The 17,718-nt window shown below is 58.6% G+C and carries 16 protein-coding genes; 11 read left to right on the forward strand and 5 right to left on the reverse strand.

The window, feature by feature from the left end:
• Positions 1-138: 138 nt before the first annotated feature.
• Positions 139-1,113: an NAD-dependent epimerase gene (locus PSH90_RS12690; protein WP_305383013.1), complete on the forward strand. Its 975-nt coding sequence runs from the start codon at positions 139-141 to the stop codon at positions 1,111-1,113.
• A gap of 1 nt (position 1,114) precedes the next feature.
• Here the strand turns inward: PSH90_RS12690 and PSH90_RS12695 are convergent, their stop codons facing one another.
• Positions 1,115-1,324: a hypothetical protein gene (locus PSH90_RS12695; RefSeq protein WP_056785649.1), complete on the reverse strand. Its 210-nt coding sequence runs from the start codon at positions 1,322-1,324 to the stop codon at positions 1,115-1,117.
• Between the two features lie 94 nt (positions 1,325-1,418).
• Positions 1,419-2,345 (reverse strand): alpha/beta hydrolase, encoded by a 927-nt coding sequence (locus PSH90_RS12700; RefSeq protein WP_305383014.1) that lies wholly within the window; start codon positions 2,343-2,345, stop codon positions 1,419-1,421.
• A 118-nt stretch (positions 2,346-2,463) separates the two neighbouring features.
• On the opposite strand from PSH90_RS12700, the gene PSH90_RS12705 reads away from it, so the two are divergent.
• The 9 genes from PSH90_RS12705 to PSH90_RS12745 all read left to right on the forward strand — a co-directional run bounded on the left by PSH90_RS12705 (position 2,464) and on the right by PSH90_RS12745 (position 11,874).
• Positions 2,464-3,369 carry a LysR family transcriptional regulator gene (locus tag PSH90_RS12705; protein WP_305383015.1) on the forward strand — a complete coding sequence of 302 codons (906 nt, stop codon included), beginning with the start codon at positions 2,464-2,466 and terminating at the stop codon, positions 3,367-3,369.
• A gap of 202 nt (positions 3,370-3,571) precedes the next feature.
• Positions 3,572-4,819 carry an ABC transporter substrate-binding protein gene (locus PSH90_RS12710; RefSeq protein ID WP_305383016.1) on the forward strand — a complete coding sequence of 416 codons (1,248 nt, stop codon included), beginning with the start codon at positions 3,572-3,574 and terminating at the stop codon, positions 4,817-4,819.
• A 77-nt stretch (positions 4,820-4,896) separates the two neighbouring features.
• Positions 4,897-5,772, forward strand: a complete 876-nt coding sequence (locus PSH90_RS12715; protein WP_024012825.1) for a branched-chain amino acid ABC transporter permease — start codon at positions 4,897-4,899, stop codon at positions 5,770-5,772.
• Between the two features lie 11 nt (positions 5,773-5,783).
• Entirely contained in the window at positions 5,784-7,565 is a 1,782-nt protein-coding gene (locus PSH90_RS12720) for a branched-chain amino acid ABC transporter ATP-binding protein/permease (RefSeq protein ID WP_252878103.1), read from the forward strand.
• A complete protein-coding gene (locus PSH90_RS12725) occupies positions 7,558-8,262 on the forward strand; it encodes an ABC transporter ATP-binding protein (protein ID WP_073474647.1) in 705 nt (234 codons plus the stop codon). Before PSH90_RS12720 ends, PSH90_RS12725 begins: the two co-directional genes overlap by 8 nt.
• A gap of 33 nt (positions 8,263-8,295) precedes the next feature.
• Entirely contained in the window at positions 8,296-9,066 is a 771-nt protein-coding gene (locus PSH90_RS12730; protein WP_305383017.1) for an SDR family NAD(P)-dependent oxidoreductase, read from the forward strand.
• A gap of 24 nt (positions 9,067-9,090) precedes the next feature.
• The gene (locus tag PSH90_RS12735) at positions 9,091-10,236 is read left to right on the forward strand and encodes a glycerol dehydrogenase (protein ID WP_095179870.1); all 1,146 of its coding nucleotides are present in this window, start codon (positions 9,091-9,093) and stop codon (positions 10,234-10,236) included.
• Between the two features lie 108 nt (positions 10,237-10,344).
• Complete coding sequence (locus tag PSH90_RS12740; protein WP_024012829.1) at positions 10,345-10,881, forward strand: 2,4'-dihydroxyacetophenone dioxygenase family protein; 537 nt, start codon at positions 10,345-10,347, stop codon at positions 10,879-10,881.
• 87 nt (positions 10,882-10,968) lie between these two features.
• Positions 10,969-11,874: a LysR family transcriptional regulator gene (locus tag PSH90_RS12745; RefSeq protein ID WP_305383018.1), complete on the forward strand. Its 906-nt coding sequence runs from the start codon at positions 10,969-10,971 to the stop codon at positions 11,872-11,874.
• A gap of 121 nt (positions 11,875-11,995) precedes the next feature.
• Here the strand turns inward: PSH90_RS12745 and PSH90_RS12750 are convergent, their stop codons facing one another.
• From PSH90_RS12750 to PSH90_RS12760, 3 genes are all read right to left on the reverse strand, one after another.
• Positions 11,996-14,455: a fimbria/pilus outer membrane usher protein gene (locus tag PSH90_RS12750; protein ID WP_305383019.1), complete on the reverse strand. Its 2,460-nt coding sequence runs from the start codon at positions 14,453-14,455 to the stop codon at positions 11,996-11,998.
• 197 nt (positions 14,456-14,652) lie between these two features.
• The gene (locus PSH90_RS12755) at positions 14,653-15,402 is read right to left on the reverse strand and encodes a molecular chaperone (RefSeq protein WP_041478776.1); all 750 of its coding nucleotides are present in this window, start codon (positions 15,400-15,402) and stop codon (positions 14,653-14,655) included.
• A 68-nt stretch (positions 15,403-15,470) separates the two neighbouring features.
• Positions 15,471-16,076, reverse strand: a complete 606-nt coding sequence (locus tag PSH90_RS12760; protein ID WP_056785673.1) for a fimbrial protein — start codon at positions 16,074-16,076, stop codon at positions 15,471-15,473.
• A gap of 320 nt (positions 16,077-16,396) precedes the next feature.
• On the opposite strand from PSH90_RS12760, the gene PSH90_RS12765 reads away from it, so the two are divergent.
• Entirely contained in the window at positions 16,397-17,617 is a 1,221-nt protein-coding gene (locus PSH90_RS12765) for an EAL domain-containing protein (protein WP_056785675.1), read from the forward strand.
• Positions 17,618-17,718 lie beyond the last annotated feature (101 nt).

Here is a 17,718-nt window from a genome sequence, read left to right on the forward strand (position 1 = left end):
GTTCGGCTTTTAAATACCTCGCGTCGGATGCTGCTGGCCAGGGTAACTAGGGTCGTCTATCAATAGTTGCCGTTGTTGGCCGGTAAATGTTCGGTGCTGTGTATCTCCTTAAAGTCCAACCGGTGAGCCGAGGTGATCATGAGTGTTCTGGTGACAGGTGCCGCAGGTTTTATCGGTTATCACACGGTCATGCGTTTGTGTCGCGAGGGGCTCGAGGTTGTGGGTATCGACAATCTCAATCCTTATTACGATGTCAAACTCAAACAGGCGCGTTTGCACAGATTGCAGACGCTGGCCAATTTCACTTTCCATCGACTGGACATTGTTGATCAGGCGGCGTTGAACGCGCTGTTACAGCACGGACACTTCAAACAGGTCATTCACTTGGCCGCCCAGGCCGGTGTGCGCTACTCGCTGGACAATCCTGATGCATATGCGCAATCGAATCTGGTCGGGTTTCTCAACGTTCTGCAGGCATGCCGTCGTCATCCGCCGGAGCACTTTATCTACGCCTCGAGCAGCTCGGTGTATGGCGCCAATACCAAGATGCCGTTTGCAGAAGACGACCCGGTCGACCAACCGGTTTCGTTGTACGCCGCGACCAAGCGTGCCAACGAATTGCTCGCGCACAGTTACTGCCATCTCTACGGCTTGCAAGCCACCGGCCTGCGTTTTTTTACCGTCTACGGTCCCTGGGGTCGACCGGACATGGCGCTGTTCAAGTTCACCGAAGCGATGCTGCAGGGGCGCGCCATCGACCTTTACAACCAAGGCGAAATGGCGCGGGATTTCACCTACATCGATGACATCGTCGAAGGGATTTTGCGACTGCTCGACAAACCGCCCGCACTCAGCGCCGAGCGTGGTACTAACCGGCTGTTCAATATCGGTCGCGGCAGTCCAGTAGCGCTATTGAGCTTCGTCGAATGCCTGGAGCAGGCATTGGGCATGAAGGCCCAGCGCCGTTATCTGCCAATGCAGGAGGGCGATGTATTGAAGACCTGGGCCGACGTGTCGGCGCTGGCGCGCTGCATCGACTTCAGCCCGCACGTGCCGATCGAGCAGGGCGTGCAAGCGTTCGTGCAGTGGTATTGCGAGTTCTATCAGGTCTGATTCAGTGCAGCGTAACGGCCCTGCGACTTTCCCCGATGCGGATCCGGTCGAGGGCGCGGTTCAACGCATCCAGTGCATCGAGCAACGCTTTGGCCTCGGCTTCACGCCCGTCACCCCACAGACGCTCGGCCATTTTGTTCAAGGCCAGAATGGCGCGTTCGATGTCGGCTGCGCTGGCGGTGCTGTCAGGGGCTGGTGGTTTTTTCGGCATTCAGGGTTCCTCGGCGGTCGGCAAATCACCATACCGCCAAGGCGCCGAGCAATACAGCGACAAGTGTCCCCGATCAGCAGCGGACGCAGTTTGGTCAGCGATTAGCCTCAGTCAACCCCGCCTCGATAAACCGCACCGAGCTCTCCAGCGCCTGCTGCCCCTCGGCCAGCATGCCCGCGTAGAAATGCCAGGCGTGAAACATGCCGGGCCACACTTCAAGATTGACCCGGACGCGGTTGTCCGCCAGGTGATTGGCCAGACGCATCGCGTCACTGAGCATCAGTTCGTTTTCGCCGATCTGCACCAGAATCGGTGGCAGTCCGGTGACGTCGGCGAACACCGGCGACGCCAGCGGATGGTTGGCCAAGGTGTCGCCGAGAAAGGCTCGCGCGAGGATGTCCAGCACGGGCTTGGAGTTCAGCGGATCAAGGCCTTCACGATTGCTCATGGAGGCGCCGGTGTGTTCGAGGTTGGCCCATGGCGAAATTGACGAGCCCACCGCAGGCAATGGCAAACCTTTGGATTTTGCCGCGACCATCACGCTGACCACCATCGCGCCACCCGCCGACTCGCCTGCGAAGGCAATCTTGCTGGCGGCGATGTTCTGCTCGAGCAGCCACTCATAGGCGCGCAAAGTGTCATCGATGGAGGCGGGGAACTGATGCTCGGGTGCAAGGCGGTAATCCGGCATGTACACCCGCGCGCCAAGCATTTTTGCGTAGTTGCCGCCAATGCCGTGGTAGCCGTCAGGTCGACCGACGATGTAGGCGCCACCGTGGATGTACATCAGCACCGCGTCGGTCTTGAGTTCATCCGGAGTCACCAGCGTAGCGGGCACGCCGCCCATGTCGACTGTTTCAAACCTCACGCCAGCCGGCGGCTGATTATGCCCGAGCATTTTTGCGTAGGCATCGCGGATGTCGCTCATCTTTGTGGTGGTATCGGTGCCCTTGAGCACGGGTACCAGATCGCTGAGGCTGTTGGCCCAGGTTTGCACGGCTGCTTTTACTTCAGTGTTCATATGACCTCAATCAGGCGTTGGTGATGGATTAACTAATCGAGATGTTATGCTCATGATTGGGGAATAGGGTTCCCCATAACCGGTGCCAAGCCGCTTGAATGCCAAACCCGGAGGCCACATGGAACTGCATAACCTGAACGACATCGCCGCCTTCGTCGCCTCGGTGGATGCCGGAAGTTTTACGGCGGCGGCCAGGCAACTCGGGCTGACCCGCTCGGCCGTCGGTAAATCGATTGTGCGGCTCGAATCGCGTCTGCAGGTCCGCCTGCTGAACCGCACCACCCGCAGCCTGAGCCTGACCGACGATGGTCGGGTGCTGTATGAGCGATGCGTGGGCATCCTGCAGGATCTGGACGAGGTCGAAGAGGCTTTGGCGTTCCGCCGTTCGACGCCCAGCGGCCGCTTGCGCATGAGCCTGCCGGTAGCACTGGGCCGGCTGCACGTTGTGCAGCACATCGAGCGCTGCCTGAGAGACTGGCCGTCGCTCGCCATCGATGCGACGTTTTCCGATCGGCTGGTCGACCTGATCGACGAGGGTTTCGATCTGGCGATTCGCATCGGTCCGCCCAAGGAAGACTCCGGGCTACTCACGCGCACGGTGGCTTACCAGCAAATGATCACCTGTGCCTCGCCCGATTATCTGAAAGAACATCCGGCACCGCAGACACCCGAAGATCTGGCCGGGCATGCGTGCCTGCACTTCGTCAGCGGCGGCCGATTGCTGGCGTGGAATTTTCGCGTCAATGGTCAGCCTGTGCCGGTCATTCACGCCGGGCGGCTGCAGATGGACAGCGCTGAAGCCTTGCATCAGGCGACTGCCGCAGGCCTCGGTATCGCGACGTTGCCATCCTATGTGGTCAACGATGACTTGCGCAGTGGCAAGCTCGTGCAGTTGCTCGCAGAGCACGCCGAGGCTGCCGAGCCGATCCGGGTGATTTATCCGAGCAAGCGACACCTGTCGCCGAAGATTCGGCTGTTTATCGACAGGCTGGTGGAAGCGTGGTCACCGGCGCCTTGGGAGTGATCAGCCCGCCATAGGAGCTGTGCCGCAAATTCACAGCAGGTGTGCTTTTTCAGCTATATCCAGCCAATCTTGGCGAGCCGTACTCTTGCAAACAGTGGCGCAGAAACTTGCGTGTCATCGCCACTGTAATCCGACGATGTCTGTGCTCGGCACGGATCATTTGAAGGAACAATAAAAACAATATCTGCGGGAGATGAATCCAATGAGACTCGCTCAAGAGGAAGCCGTGGCCGTGGCGGCTACCGCGAAAAGCTGGCTGAGAGCTGCCGGCATCCTGCTTTGCCTGTCCACTCCGGTTGCCGCGCTCGCGGACATCAGGATCGGTGCGCTTTATCCCCTGAGTGGATCCCTGGCGTTGCTGGGCGACGAGAGCTTCCGTGGCCTCGAACTGGCCGTCGCCGAACGAAATGCCTCGGGCGGTTTGAAGGGCGAGCCGATCAAATTGCTCAAGGCCGACGCAGTCGATGCGGGACAAGCGGTCGGTGCCGCGCGCCGGCTCACCTCTGTTGAGAACGTCACTGCTGTATTTGGCAGCTATTCCTCGGCGCTGTCATTTGCGGCCACGCAGGTGACGGAGATGGCGGGGGTGCCATTTTTCGAGTTGGGTGCGGTGTCCGACCACATCACTGAGCGTGATCTGAGCTACGTGATGCGCAGCAACCCGACCGCCAGGAATTTTGCCGAAGGCACCATCACCGCCATCACGGAGATTGTCAGCCCATCGCTCAAGGTCGATCCGAAACAATTGAAGGTCGCGATCATCCACGAGGATGCGCTGTACGGTACGACCATCGCCGGGTTTCAGAAAAAAATCGCTCAGGAGCAAGGTCTGAATGTGGTCGAGGTATTACCGTATTCGGCCAAAGCGGTCGATCTCTCATCGCTGATCCTGCGTTTGAAAGGCGCCCAGGCGGATGTGGTATTGCAGACCAGTTATCAGAACGACACGACGCTGTTTTTCCGCCAGATCCGCGAAGCCGGTTTCAGGCCCAAAGCCGTTATCGGCGCCGGCGGCGGCTATTCCATGCAGGACACGGTCAAGGTCGTCGGCGCAGCCAATATGGAAGGCGTGCTCGATGTCGATTTCCCACAGTTCCAGACCAATGAAAACGGCGCTCCCGGTATCGGGGCGTTCGCCAAGGCATACAAGGATCGCTACGGCAGCGAACCGCGCTCGGGCCACAGCCTGATCAACTATGTCGGGGCGAAGATATTCCTCGATGCCATGGAAAACAGTACTTCGCTGGACGCCGATGCGATCCGTGCCTCGGTGGCAACCATCGATATTCCTCTCGGCGGCACGGCTGCCGGCATCGGTGCCAGGTTTGGCAAGAACGGCCAGAACCAGCGCGCCAATACGGCAATCATGCAGTGGCAGAACGGTCTGCTGAAAACCGTTTACCCCCAGGCAGCCGCCGTTGCCCAAGCGCGTTTTTCCGACCAACCCTGATACCTGAACCCCGCAATCTGCTGAAGCTTGATCATTGAGCTTCACGGGTTCGTTCGCTCGCAAAGAGGGCGCCAACCGTGGAAATTTTCATCCAGCTCCTGTTGAACGGCTTATTGCTCGGTGGCACGTTGGCCATCATCAGCATCGGCCTGACTTTGATTTTCGGCATCGTGCGTGTGGTCAACTTCGCCCATGGCGAGTTTCTGATGATCGGCCTGTATGCCGTGTACTTGCTGAATTCGCACTTCGGCATCCACCCGTATATGGCGATCATTCCTGCGACGATCCTGTTGTTTGCCGCTGGTGCGGCAATGCAGCGTTTCATCATTCAGCCGTTGCTTGGCGCCGAGGGACATATCCAGATTTTCGCCACCGTGGGCGTCTCGATTGCCCTGATGAACGGCGCGTTGCTGATCTTCGGTGCCGACGTCATGACGGTGAAGAACATCAGCGTCGGTACCACGACCGTCAGCTTCGGCGCCTTTCGCGTCAGCAGCGGTCAGTTGATCACGTTTGTCGCGTCGCTCGCACTGGTCGCGGGGCTGCACTGGTTTTTGCAGAACACATTTCTCGGCCGGGCTGTCCGCGCTACTGCACAGCATCGCAACGCGGCGCAACTGATGGGTGTCAACGTCAAGAACATCTATGTGTTTGCCTTCGGCCTGGGTTGCGCCTGCCTGGGCGTCGCCTCGGGACTGATCGCTCCGCAATATCCGGTCTTTCCAACCGTTGGCACTTTCTTCGTGCTGACGGCGTTTGTGATTGTGGTGCTGGGCGGCCTGGGCAGCCTGTCCGGCGCACTGATCGGTTCAATGCTGATCGGCATCGTCGACAGTCTCGCCGGTTACTACATCGCGCCGGACCTCAAGGAGGTCGTCTACTTCACGATTTTCCTGGGCATCCTGGTGTTTCGTCCGACAGGTCTTTTCGGCGCCGGTCGCGGGTCTGAGTGAGGAAGATGTTCATGAATATTTTGCACCCGCGTGTCTATGTCAGTGCACTGGCCCTGGCGCTGTTACTAATCATTCCATTGAGCGTTGGCTCGCCGTTCGTTTATCACCTGTTCATCCTCATATGCAGTTATGCGGCACTGGCCAGTGCCTGGAACATCGTCGGCGGGTTTGCCGGCCAGCTGTCGTTGGGGCATGCCGTGTTCTATGGGGTGGGCGCTTACACGACGACGCTGCTGATGATGAAACTGGGCATCAGTCCATGGATCGGCATGTTCGCTGGCGCAATCCTGTCGTCGATTGTCGCGGTGCTGATCAGTTGGCCGTGCTTCAGATTGCGCGGGCCGTTTTTTGCCTTGGCGACCATTGCGGTGCTGGAGGTCGTGCGTCTGGTGGCGATCAATCAGCATGACGTGACCGGTGGTGCGGCAGGGCTGGGCGTACCGCTGAAGCTCGGTTTCGAGTGGATGTTGTTCCGCCCGCGCTGGCCGTACCTGCTGATCGCCTTCGCGTTTCTGCTCATCACATTGGCGGTGTCGTGGAAGATCAAGAATTCCCGACTGGGTTATTACCTGATCGCCGTGCGTGAACGTGAAGACGCCGCCCATGCGGTGGGCGTGAACTCGGTCAAGGTCAAGCTGATCGCCGTGGTGTTGTCCGCATTTATCACCAGCCTGGTCGGCAGCTTTCATGCGATGTACCTGACCTTCATCGAACCCGGCTCGATGTTTTCTCTCGAGATGTCGATTCAGATCGCCATGTTCGCGTTGATTGGTGGACTGGGCACGGTATCGGGACCGTTGATCGGCACTTTGCTGGTGCTGCCGCTGGCTGAACTGGCACGCGGCTGGCTTGGCGATCTGGGCAGCGGGGTGCACGGTCTGGTCTATGGCATCGTGCTGGTCGTGGTGGTGCTGACTATTCCGCAAGGCGTGGTGGGGCGTTTTGGGGCTCGGATATTTGCCTGGATCGACTCATTGCCCGGCGGCCGTCGTTCGATGGCAAATACAAAAGCACCGATCGGGCCGACCTTGGCGCAAGCCCACTCGGCCACGCACGGTGAGCCGGTTCTGGTCGCAGAAAACCTGCACAAGTTCTTTGGCGGACTGCACGCCACCAACGATGTTTCGCTGAGCTTGGCCGAAGGCGAAATCGTGGGTGTGATCGGCCCGAACGGCGCCGGCAAAACTACGGTGTTCAACCAGCTCTCCGGGTTTCTTCTGCCATCCAAAGGCCAAGTGAAAGTGCGCCTGCTCAATGGCGACTGGGTCACCCCGAACAGCCCGGCCGAGTTCGCCCGGGCAGGCATTGGCCGGACCTTTCAGATCGTGCAGCCATTCGCTGATTTGAGTGTCTGCGAGAACATCATGCTCGGTGCATTCATGCACACCGCCGACGCGAAGGAGGCGAGGGCGATCGCCGAGCAAGTCGCCGAGCTGACCGAACTCACCGCGCTGCTCGACACCCGGGCGCGCAACTTGACGGTCGGCGGCATGAAGCGCCTGGAAATGGCCCGCGCTCTGGCGACCCGCCCGCGCATCCTGTTGCTCGACGAAGTCATGGCCGGCCTCAACCCGACGGATGTTGCCAAGGCCATCGCAGTGATTCGCCGGGTGCGTGATTCGGGCGTCAGCGTGTTGATGATCGAGCACCTGATGCAAGCCACCATGAGCCTTTCTGACCGCATCGTCGTGATCAGTTCCGGCACGCTGCTGATGCAGGGCGCGCCTCACGATGTGATCAACGATCCTCAGGTTATCGAAGCCTACCTCGGTAAGGAGTACAGCCATGCTTAAACTCGACAACGTCCACAGCGGCTATGGCGGTACGGAGATCCTTCGTGGCGTGTCGTTCGAGGTCAATGCCGGTGAGGTGGTGACTATCGTCGGCGCCAACGGCGCCGGCAAAACCACGACCCTGCGCAGCTTGTGCGGCATCGTCACACCGTCCCAAGGCACGATCGAATTCGAAGGCCAGCGCATCGATGGCAATCGCCCCGATCAGATTGTCGACGCGGGCCTGACACTGATACCGGAGGGGCGCCAGTTGTTTCCCTTCATCAGCGTGCGCGACAACCTCTTGATGGGCGCCTACAAACGCAGTGCACGAGCGGGCTACAGGCAGCGTCTGGACAATATTCTCGATCTGTTTCCGAGGGTGCGCGAACGCCTTGATCAGAACGCCGGGACACTGTCGGGCGGCGAACAACAAATGGTCGCCATCGCCCGGGGGCTGATGGCCGAGCCGAAATTGTTGATGTTTGATGAACCCTCGCTGGGCCTGTCGCCGCTGCTGGTGTCGCAGGTCTTCGAGATCATCAACAGGATTCTCCAGTTGGGCACCACCGTGTTGATCGTCGAGCAGAACATCGTTCATACGCTGCGCATTGCTCATCGAGGTTACGTGCTGGAGAACGGCGAAGTGGTGCTCAGCGGCACCGGCCAGGAACTGCTGGAAAACCCGCACGTCAAGCGTGCTTATCTGGGGCTCTGACCCAGTCCATTCATCTGCAAGTGAGAACAGCTCATGACTCATTCCAGACACGCCGGGCGCACCGTATTGGTCACCGGTGCCGGTGGCGGCATCGGTGCGGCGATCGCGCGGTTGTATTGCGAAGAAGGTGCAGCCGTGGCGCTGCTCGACGCTGATGCCGACAAGGTGCAACAGCAGGCCGAGGCGTTGCGTGATGCGGGTTTTGCGGTCGCGTGGGCGCTGGCTGATGTCGCGAGTTTTCAAGACTGCGCTGCTGCATGCGAGCGCGTGCAAGGTGAGCTCGGCCCCATCGATTCCCTGATCAACAACGCCGGCATTTCGCCCAAACACCACGGCGCACCCGCGCCGATCTGGACCATGGCACCGGATGAGTGGCAGCGGGTTGTCGATATCAACCTCAATGGCTCCTTCAACCTGGTGCGAGTGCTCGCGCCCGGCATGGTCGAGCGCCGGTTCGGGCGCATCGTCAATATGTCTTCGGTGGCGGGCAGCGCGTTCCTGCCGATTGTCGCAGCGCACTACAGTGCGACCAAAGCCGCAATCATCGGCTTTACCCGCCACCTGGCCGGCGAACTCGGGCCGTTCGGTGTCACCGCCAATGCGCTGGCACCTGGACGAATCGAAACGCCATTGCTCAAGACCGTATCGGCCCAGGCCAATCAAACCGTGGTCGACGAGACACCGCTGCGCAGGCTGGGCACACCGCTTGAGGTGGCGAGAGCGGCGTGTTTTCTCACGTCAAGCGAAAGCGACTTCATTACCGGCCAGGTGGTTGATGTCGCGGGCGGCTGGTTGATGCGCTGATGACTTCTTGCGAGGACGTTTGTCATGGTTAAAACGATGGGATTTCCCGGGCGCTACGAGCAGGGTCCGAATGCATTGCAACAATTGGGCAGAGTGCTGAACGACATGGGCCGATCACGGCCGCTGGTGCTTTGCGATGAGTTTGTCGCCCGGCATCTATGGCCGCAGGTTGGCGCCACGTTGCAGGACCAGGGATTGGAGCCATTGCACATCGAGTTTCCCGGCGAGTGCACGCGCGCTGCGATTGCGCAGTTATCCGAGCAGGCATTGCTGCACGCCCCCGACACGATCATTGCGCTGGGCGGTGGCAAGACCATCGATACGGCGAAGGGGCTGGCGGCCAATCTCGACGTGCCGATCATTGTCTGCCCCACGATCGCTTCAAGTGACGCGCCAACGAGTCGGCTGATCGTGCTTTACGACGAAGAGCACAAAGTGGTGGGCGTGGAGTTTCTGAAGATGAATCCCGCTGCGGTGATTGTCGATACAGAGGTCATCGTTCAGGCGCCGGCACGGTTCTTCGCGGCCGGGATCGGCGATGCCATCAGCAAGAAATTCGAAGCCCGACAGTGCTACGCCGCCGGCGGCCACAACTCTTTCGGCACACCGCCGCTGCACACGGCATTGATGCTCACCAACCTGGTTTTCGACACGCTGATGCAGTACGGCGTCCCGGCATATCAGGCGGTGTGTCGACATGAACTCACCGATGATGTCGAGCGGGTCATCGAAGGCACCGTGCTGATTAGCGGTGTCGGTTTCGAGAGCGGTGGTTTGTCACTGTCCCATGCCCTGGTTCGGGGGCTGACCGCGATACCGGCGATGGCGTCGATGCTGCATGGCGAACTGGTGGCGTTCGGCACGCTGGTGCAGATGGCGGTGGAGGCGCGACCGGCCGAAGAGATTGAACAGGTCGCGCGTCTGCTGCACGCGGTGAAGCTGCCCGTGACGTTCGCTGAACTGGGTCAGCGCACGCCGTTGACGACGGCGCAGATCAATATTCTCGTGGACGCAACCTTATCGGCGGTTTACGCCAGAAACATGCAACCGCCCTTGAACTACCAGCGCCTGGTGGAAGGATTGGCGGCGGCTGACAGCCTTGGTTCACGGCTGGTCAGAGTCTGCGCGAACCCGCCCCGACACTGTGATCCTGCGTCACAACAGGTGTGACCAAGTAGCTGTTTTCTCCCGTACAGCGACGCCATAACCTTTCCCTCAAGCGAAATCCTGGCGCAATCAAGTGCTGTGAATTCGTCAAAAAAACCGAGAGGCCTGACTATGAATACTCCTGTTAAACCTGATGAACTCGCCATTGCGTATCAGTTGCCGCAAGTTCCATTCATGACGCCCGACATGGTGCATCCGGGCGTCATGACGCAGTGGCTCGAAGACGATGCGCTGTGGGTGCCGGTAACAAAATCTGTCTCCTTCAAGCCATTGCTGCTCAACACCAGCGGCGGCTATTACATCAACCTGTTGCGGGTGCGTCAGGCCGGCGTGCTGTCGCGTCACCGCCATACCGGCGGCGTGCATGCGATCGTGCTCAAGGGTCGCTGGTACTACCTGGAGCATGACTGGGTCGCGGAGGAGGGGTCTTTTGCCTATGAGCCGCCCGGTGAAACGCATACCCTGTTCGTCCCCGAGGATGTGAGTGAAATGATCACCTGGTTCCACGTGCAGGGTGGCTACACTTACGTCGATCCGCAGGGCGTTGCCGTGGGTTACGAAGATGTGTTCACCAAGCTTGAAGCCGCCCGAGCGCATTACAAGACGCTGGGCTTGCCGGACGACTACATCGAACAGTTCATTCGCTGACCCGGACCCCAGGAAAAAGCGCGCTTCGGCGCGCTTTTTCATAAGCGTTGAGACAACATGCCTTCAAGCTTTTCGCCAGGACCGGCCATGGACAATTATTCGCAGCTGCTCGCTTTTATATGGTCTACCGAATGTGGAAGTTTTTCTGCTGCCGCGCGCGCCCATCACCTGACGCCATCAGCGGTCAGCAAACTGATCACCCGCCTGGAAGATCGCTTGCAGGTCCGGCTGTTCCAGCGCGGCTCACGCGTGCTGACGCTGACCGAGGAGGGCGCCGCTTACCTGCGCAGCGCCAAAGCCGTCGTTGAAGCCATGAACGAGGCGGACTCGCTGGCCGAGGCGTTGCCCTCCAGGGTCAGTGGCACCCTGCGCATCCACACCATGACCTCTTTCGCCAAACACCAGATCGTGCCGTGGCTACCGGAATTTCTGGATTTGTATCCCTCACTGGACGTTGAGATCCAACTCGGCGCGCAATTCGTCGATCACTTCGAGCAAGGGCTCGATATCGCCATCCACAGCGGCGTATTGCCCAGCTCATCACGCATTGCCAGACGCATCGGCGAATGTGAATGGCTGATCTGTGCCTCGCCGCAGTACCTGGCTGAACACGGCACACCAACCACACCCGCAGATTTGCTGAATCATCGTTGCTTCAATTTCAGCTTCGTCAGCCCGTGGAACAAATGGTCATTTTTGCAGGATGGAGACGGCGTCTCGGTACCGGTGAACGCCAGCGCGTCTTTTACTCAAGGCGATCTGTTGCGCGACATGGCGCTGTCAGGCGCTGGCGTGGTGAAGCTTGCGGACTTTCATATCGGGCTTGATGTAAAAGCGGGAACGCTGGTGCCGTTGCTTGAGGATTTCAAAACGGGTGTGGTTGAGCCGATCTACCTGCTTTATTCGGATCGCAAGCATTTGAGTCCACGGATACGAGTGTTCATCGAGTTTTTTCAGAACAAGTGGCGTGAGCATCCGTGGAAGGTCTCCTGACGTTCAGCTCTGGGGGCAGCGTATTGATCAACGCGATGCTCAAACTGCGCATTAAAAAGCCCTGAATCATCAGGGCTGAGTTTTGGTTGAGGGGGCGTAGAGTGACAAGCTCGCGGTCGGTCTACTTCGCGCTCGAAGAGCAGGCCAACCGGTATTGCTCATAGTTCAAGCCTTCGACCTTTTCCGGCAGCTTGTACGGCACGGGGCAGCTTTTGCCCTGCCACTTGATGGTGATGACACCGTGATCTTTGGTCACCAGCGCCAGGGCCTTGCCCGTCGGATCTGACAATGCCAGTTGTTTGCCGTCGCTATCCAACAGCACCGCGCCGAATGGAATCGGCTGGCCGTTGGCATCGTACAGTTCAAACTGGACGCGTCTGCCTTTGCTGCCTTCGAAGCGTGCAAGAACTATCGAACCTCGTCTTGGCACCAGTTGCTGGGTGGCATTGTCCAGCTCGATCTCACCGCCCAGGTTACGCGTGTCCAGCGTTACCCAGTTCACGCGGTACGGTTGCGCGTTAGGCAGAACCGCATAGCCGTTCAGGCCGGTTTTCACACCCGAATAGCTGCTGACTTCGACGCCCGACATGCCGGGCACTTCCACCAGACCGAACGTTTCACCGACGGTCTGGCCCATATTGATGCCGCCTGCATGGGCCACCAGCGATCCGGCGGCACTCAAGTTCTGTGATTCATAACCGTTGCCTCGGTTGTAACCCAGGCTCAGGTCGCCCATCGATGTGCGGGTACTCAGGCTCAGCGAGCCAGATCGATCGCCTTGGACACTGCGCCCGGTCTGCACGGAATAGTAGGTGTCGCTGTCCTCGGTCAGATAACCGTTGATCCCGGCTTGGGTGCTGGTACCGGTGTTCTGATGGTTACTGGAAATGTAGGCGCGCGGTGCGCGGGGTGTCGAACCGAGCGGAAACGAAATCGAGACGCTCAGTTGTGTGTCGTTGCTGGTGTCACCGCGCGCGCCGAACTCCTGGGTTTTGCTCAGGCTGATGTTGTAGTTCAGGTCGCGCCAATTGTTGTTGTAGCCGGCGGAAAAGCTCCGCGAGCCACCGCGATCCCAATAGCGCTGGTCACTGGCGTTCAGGTACAGCGAGCCGAACTGGCGTGCTTCGCCCAAAGTCTGGTTGACCGTGAGGTCGGTGCGGGTTTTGGAATTACCCAGGCGCCGGGTGGCCCCCGAGCTGGTGTCCTGGACATGGTCGGTCAGCGTGCGGTAACCCTCGGTCGAATAACGATAAGCGGCGAGGGTGAAGCTGGTATCGGTGCCGGTGAAGGTCTTTGCATAGAGCGCGCGTATGCTGCTGCCCTGGGTGGTTTTGCCGAATGCCTTGCTGGACGATTGCGTCACGTCCAGGGACATTGCGCCAATCGAGGTGTTCTTCGCCGCACCGACTGAAATCGCCTTGAAACCATTGCTGGCCTGAAGGCCGGCAATGCCTGTCAGGTTGCTGGTCAAGCCGTAGGCGAACGTGCCGCTGAGGAAGGCGGGCTTGTCATAGCCCTCGCTGTTGTTATTGAATTTGCCGCTCGACAGGCTGTACTTCAACTGTCCCTCACGCACCATCGTCGGCAGGGCGGAGAATGCCTGTCGGGTGACCTTGCGCCGTCCATCCGCTTCAACAATGGTGATCTCCAGATCGCCGTTGGAGCCCGATGGATAGATGTCACTGATCTCGAACGGACCCGGCGGCACGTTGGTGGTGTAGAGAATGTAGTTATCCTGGCGGACCTCGATCGTGGCGTTGGTTTCAGCAACGCCACGTATGATCGGCGCATAGCCGCGCTCGCTGTCTGCGCGCATGCCCTCATCAGAGGCCACCTTGACGCCTTGATAGCGCACGCTGTCGAACAGATCCGAATCGGAAAAGATTTCACCCGCGCTCAGTTGCCCCTTGATCGCCGTGAGGTCGCGCTGGATGAACGTGCGGTTGCTGACAAAACGATTGGGCCGGCCGGTGGAGCTGCTCAGATTGGACTCGTTGCGCAGACGCCAGGCGCCAAAGTTGATGCCGTTGCGCAGCCCCAGGTTATTGGAGATTTGCGTGGTGTAATCGGTTTTGCTGCGGGTGCTGCTCAGCTGGTAGTTGATGAAACCGGCGGCCACACCTTGGTCCCAAAGCTCTGGATCTACATAGCCGCGCATGCCACGCGCCATGGCGACCTGCGGCACGCTGATATTGAGGCGCAGGCGGTTGGCATCGAAGCTGAGACTGGCTTGCTCGATCATTGCAGGCAGGTCGTAGTGATCGGCAGGGTGTTGCTCGTCAACCAGACCCTGCTCACGAAGTTTGCGCATGTCCACACCCAGCTGCTGCAACAGTTCCAGAGTGATGCGTGGCTCGACTTTGCCGTTGACCGGGTTGGCCGCGAAATCGATATCGCGACGCCCGACCAGCGTGCCGTTGCTGAACACGTCGACGCGGTATTGGCCTGGCAAGACGCTGTTGGCATTCAGCAACGGTTGCAGATCGACCGCCGATGAACCTTCAAGGAACAGCGTATTGAAAGATTCACTCGCCACTGCGGCCGGGGCTTCGGCGCCCACGGCGAATCCGCAAATGGCCATGTTGATAGCAAAGCACAATGGATGCAGGCAGCCCAACGCCGCTTTGTTTTTCTGGCGCGCAACATGATGCTTAACACAACTTTCAGATGTGTGGTGTTGGGAGGAAAACATGCAATTTGCCTTATCAGTCCGTGTTGCTTCAACCGGAGTCCGGAACTTGTGAATAGCTTGTAAGTTGGCAGGGTGGGGTGGGGGATTTACTGGGCGGAGGCATCTTTCACGCGCTCGGCATGGCTTTCGGCAACGCTTAGTGGTGCATCGAATCGTTGTTGTGCGCCGTAATCGTTAATTGCTGAAAAACTCAAATGCGAAGTACCAGCTGGCAGATCTTTCAGATTGAATGAGCGAACTTCCCCTGGAACGATCATTGTCGAATCAATTACCAATTCCGCTTTTTTTCCTGCAACGACTTTCAGATCGGCCAGCGACACGTGGTAGTTGCTTTGGTTTTTTACTTTCAGCACCGACTTGCCAGCCTGAGTGACCAATTGCCATGCAAGTTGCTCCGGTGCCTTTGCGGCATCACCGGTGAGTCCGTCCGGGCGGAAGAAGACCTTGATACGCTGACGTACCGCCAATTGCAGCGTGTTGACATCGGCAGCACTGGCCTGGGGGATTTCCTGCACGTTCAGCCATACCACCGACTCCTTGTCCGCAGGCATGCCGCGGCCTTCATAAAGAATCCTCAGTAATTGCTGTTGATTGGGCTCAAGTTTGGCCAGTGGTGGAGTAACTGCGAAAGGCGGTGCGCTGCCAGCGGTGTCGCCGGCATCCAGCCACGATTGCGCCAGAATGGTTTGTCCGCCGTTGCGCACGGTGACATTCGCCTCTTTGTGCGCGCCATCGAAGATAATCCGGGTGGAGCTCAAGGAGATGCTGGCGAATGCCGAGTGCGTCATCAACACCCCGGCAAGCCCCAGGCAAAGCGGAAAGTAGCGACTTAACATAGATTTCACCGATTAATCTGTTCGGGAAGGACGAGGCACAGCGGCCCCGTCCAGGTATTGCGGGCTGCTTATTCGTATTCGAGAACGAACGGCAGAGTGGCGTTACCGGTACCGGCAGTAGCGGTGGTCTTGTCGCCGGTGGTGACGTAAGCGGCTGCGAACGACAGGGTGCCATCACCACCTGTGGTTGCGTCGCCAGTCAGGTTGGTCTGCACTTTGGCAGTGGCTTCGGAGCTCAGGTCGATCAACTGGCCATTGCTGTCCAGCAGTGCGATACCAACGCCCTTGGCCGCGTCTGCACCCTGCAGCTTGAGAACTTTCTTGCCATCAACCAGGCCCGAACCGCCGTTTACGGTTGGTTTGAACAGCATCGAAACCTTGGTGCCAGCGTTGCAGTTCACTTTCAGGTTGAAATCGTTGGCGGCCACACGACCGGCGCCCGGAGCAGAGTCGGTGCCCATGTCTTTGATCGACACGCTGCCCATGTCCACGGCAATCATCTTGTCGTTACCCGAAGCGCCGTCTACCGAGCAGGCGTCGTTGTTGATAACGCCGGTGAAGCTGATTTGACCGCTGCCGCCCTTGACAGCTTTAGCGGCTTCTTCTTCAGCCACTGCGCCAGTGGAGGCAGCCAGTACGGAAAGAGTGAGTACTGCGAAAGCGAACTTTTTCATGTTTATATCCGAAGTTATTGTGAAGTGCTGCATTGAAATGCCAGGCCATATTAGGTGTGCGGTGGTGGCGGGTCTTTGGGATTTGTCTTAAAGCGATAAAGGTGCGAGCCGGTCAGTAATATGGCAGTGGCGTATTCATATTTGCGGTAATGGTGCAGCGAACCAAATGAGACAATTCTCAAAGTCGTGCGGTCTTTGTCTGGCTAGTATTCGCGGATGCAGAAATTCTCAGTCAACGCAAAGTTTGTGAGCGGGCGTCCTGCTTGAAAGATTATTCAAACTTTCGCTATTAACGACTGATAGAAAGAGGTTCCAGGTTTGTGAACACGCTTCGTATATTGGTCTTGGAAGATCACGCCTTTCAGCGCACGGCGGCAGTCAGTGCGCTTAATAGTCTGGGGTACAAAAATATCTTTCAGGCGGCTGACGGCAAGGATGCGCTGGCTGTGATATCCCAGGCTGGAGGCGTGGACGTTGCATTGTGTGACTTGAGCATGGCCGGGATGGATGGTTTGACGTTCTTGCGACTGGCGAGAGAGGCCGGTTTGATTCGTGCAGTGATCATCTGCAGTTCACTGCCTGAAGACTTGTTGCGCACGGTTGACCGGATTGTCACGTTGCAGGGGCTGGAATTGCTTGGCAGTGTCGGCAAGCCTCTGATGATCGATGTGCTGGGGCCATTGTTGGCGCGTTATCGGCCGCACACTCCGGGCGATACCAAAGTGGTGGAAAGTCATCTCGATCAGCCTTCGGAGAACGAAGTGCTCGAAGCGATACGCCGTCAGGAATTTCGCGCCTACTTCCAGCCCAAGTTTCATCTGCGCAGTGGTGAGGTGGATGGCGCCGAGGTGCTGGTGCGATGGCAGAGCCCCAGTCGCGGCTTGCTTTCGCCAGGCATGTTCTTGCCGACGATCGAGCGCTGCGGGCTGCTCGATGAGATGTTTTTCAGCCTGCTCACGCAAGGCTTGAGTCTGCAGCGCTTCGTCCAGTCTCACGGCAAGCCGTTCAAGCTGGCGTTCAATCTCGACGTGACGCAGATGGCCAATCCGAATCTTGTCGACCGGATCAAGGCGCTGTTGCGCATCCATGGCGCCTCGCCAGCTGGGCTCATTTTCGAGCTCACGGAAACCGGCCTGCTGCAGATGCCCGAGATCAGCATGGAAAACATGGTGCGCCTGCGCATGCTCGGCTTCAGTCTGGCAATCGATGATTTCGGTGTCGGCTATTCTTCACTTGAGCGGCTGTGCCAGATGCCGTTCAACGAAATCAAACTCGACGCCGGCTTCGTGCAGAATTTCCATCAGGCGCGCTACAGCGCGGTCATCCACGGGGCGTTGGCCTTGGCGCGGGAATTGGACATGCGCGTGGTGGCAGAGGGTATTGAAACCGCAGATCAGGTTCAGCATCTGGCGCGGCTTGGTTGTCAGTGGGGGCAGGGCTTCTTCTATGCTCGCCCGATGAATTGGGCGCATTTGGTCGACTGGCGTTTCGAAGGCCAGAAGTCGTCCTGGCGCCGCGCAATAGGCACATCCGATCGTTGATGCAAGCGGCATTCTGACTTTTGGGACAAAGCCCTATTTCGTCACGCCTTCAAAACACTCATCATGTGCCGAGAAATCAATCAGATGCACCTGAATGCTTC

The organism is Pseudomonas sp. FP1762, assembly GCF_030687105.1.
In the GTDB taxonomy this organism is placed as follows: domain Bacteria; phylum Pseudomonadota; class Gammaproteobacteria; order Pseudomonadales; family Pseudomonadaceae; genus Aquipseudomonas; species Aquipseudomonas siliginis.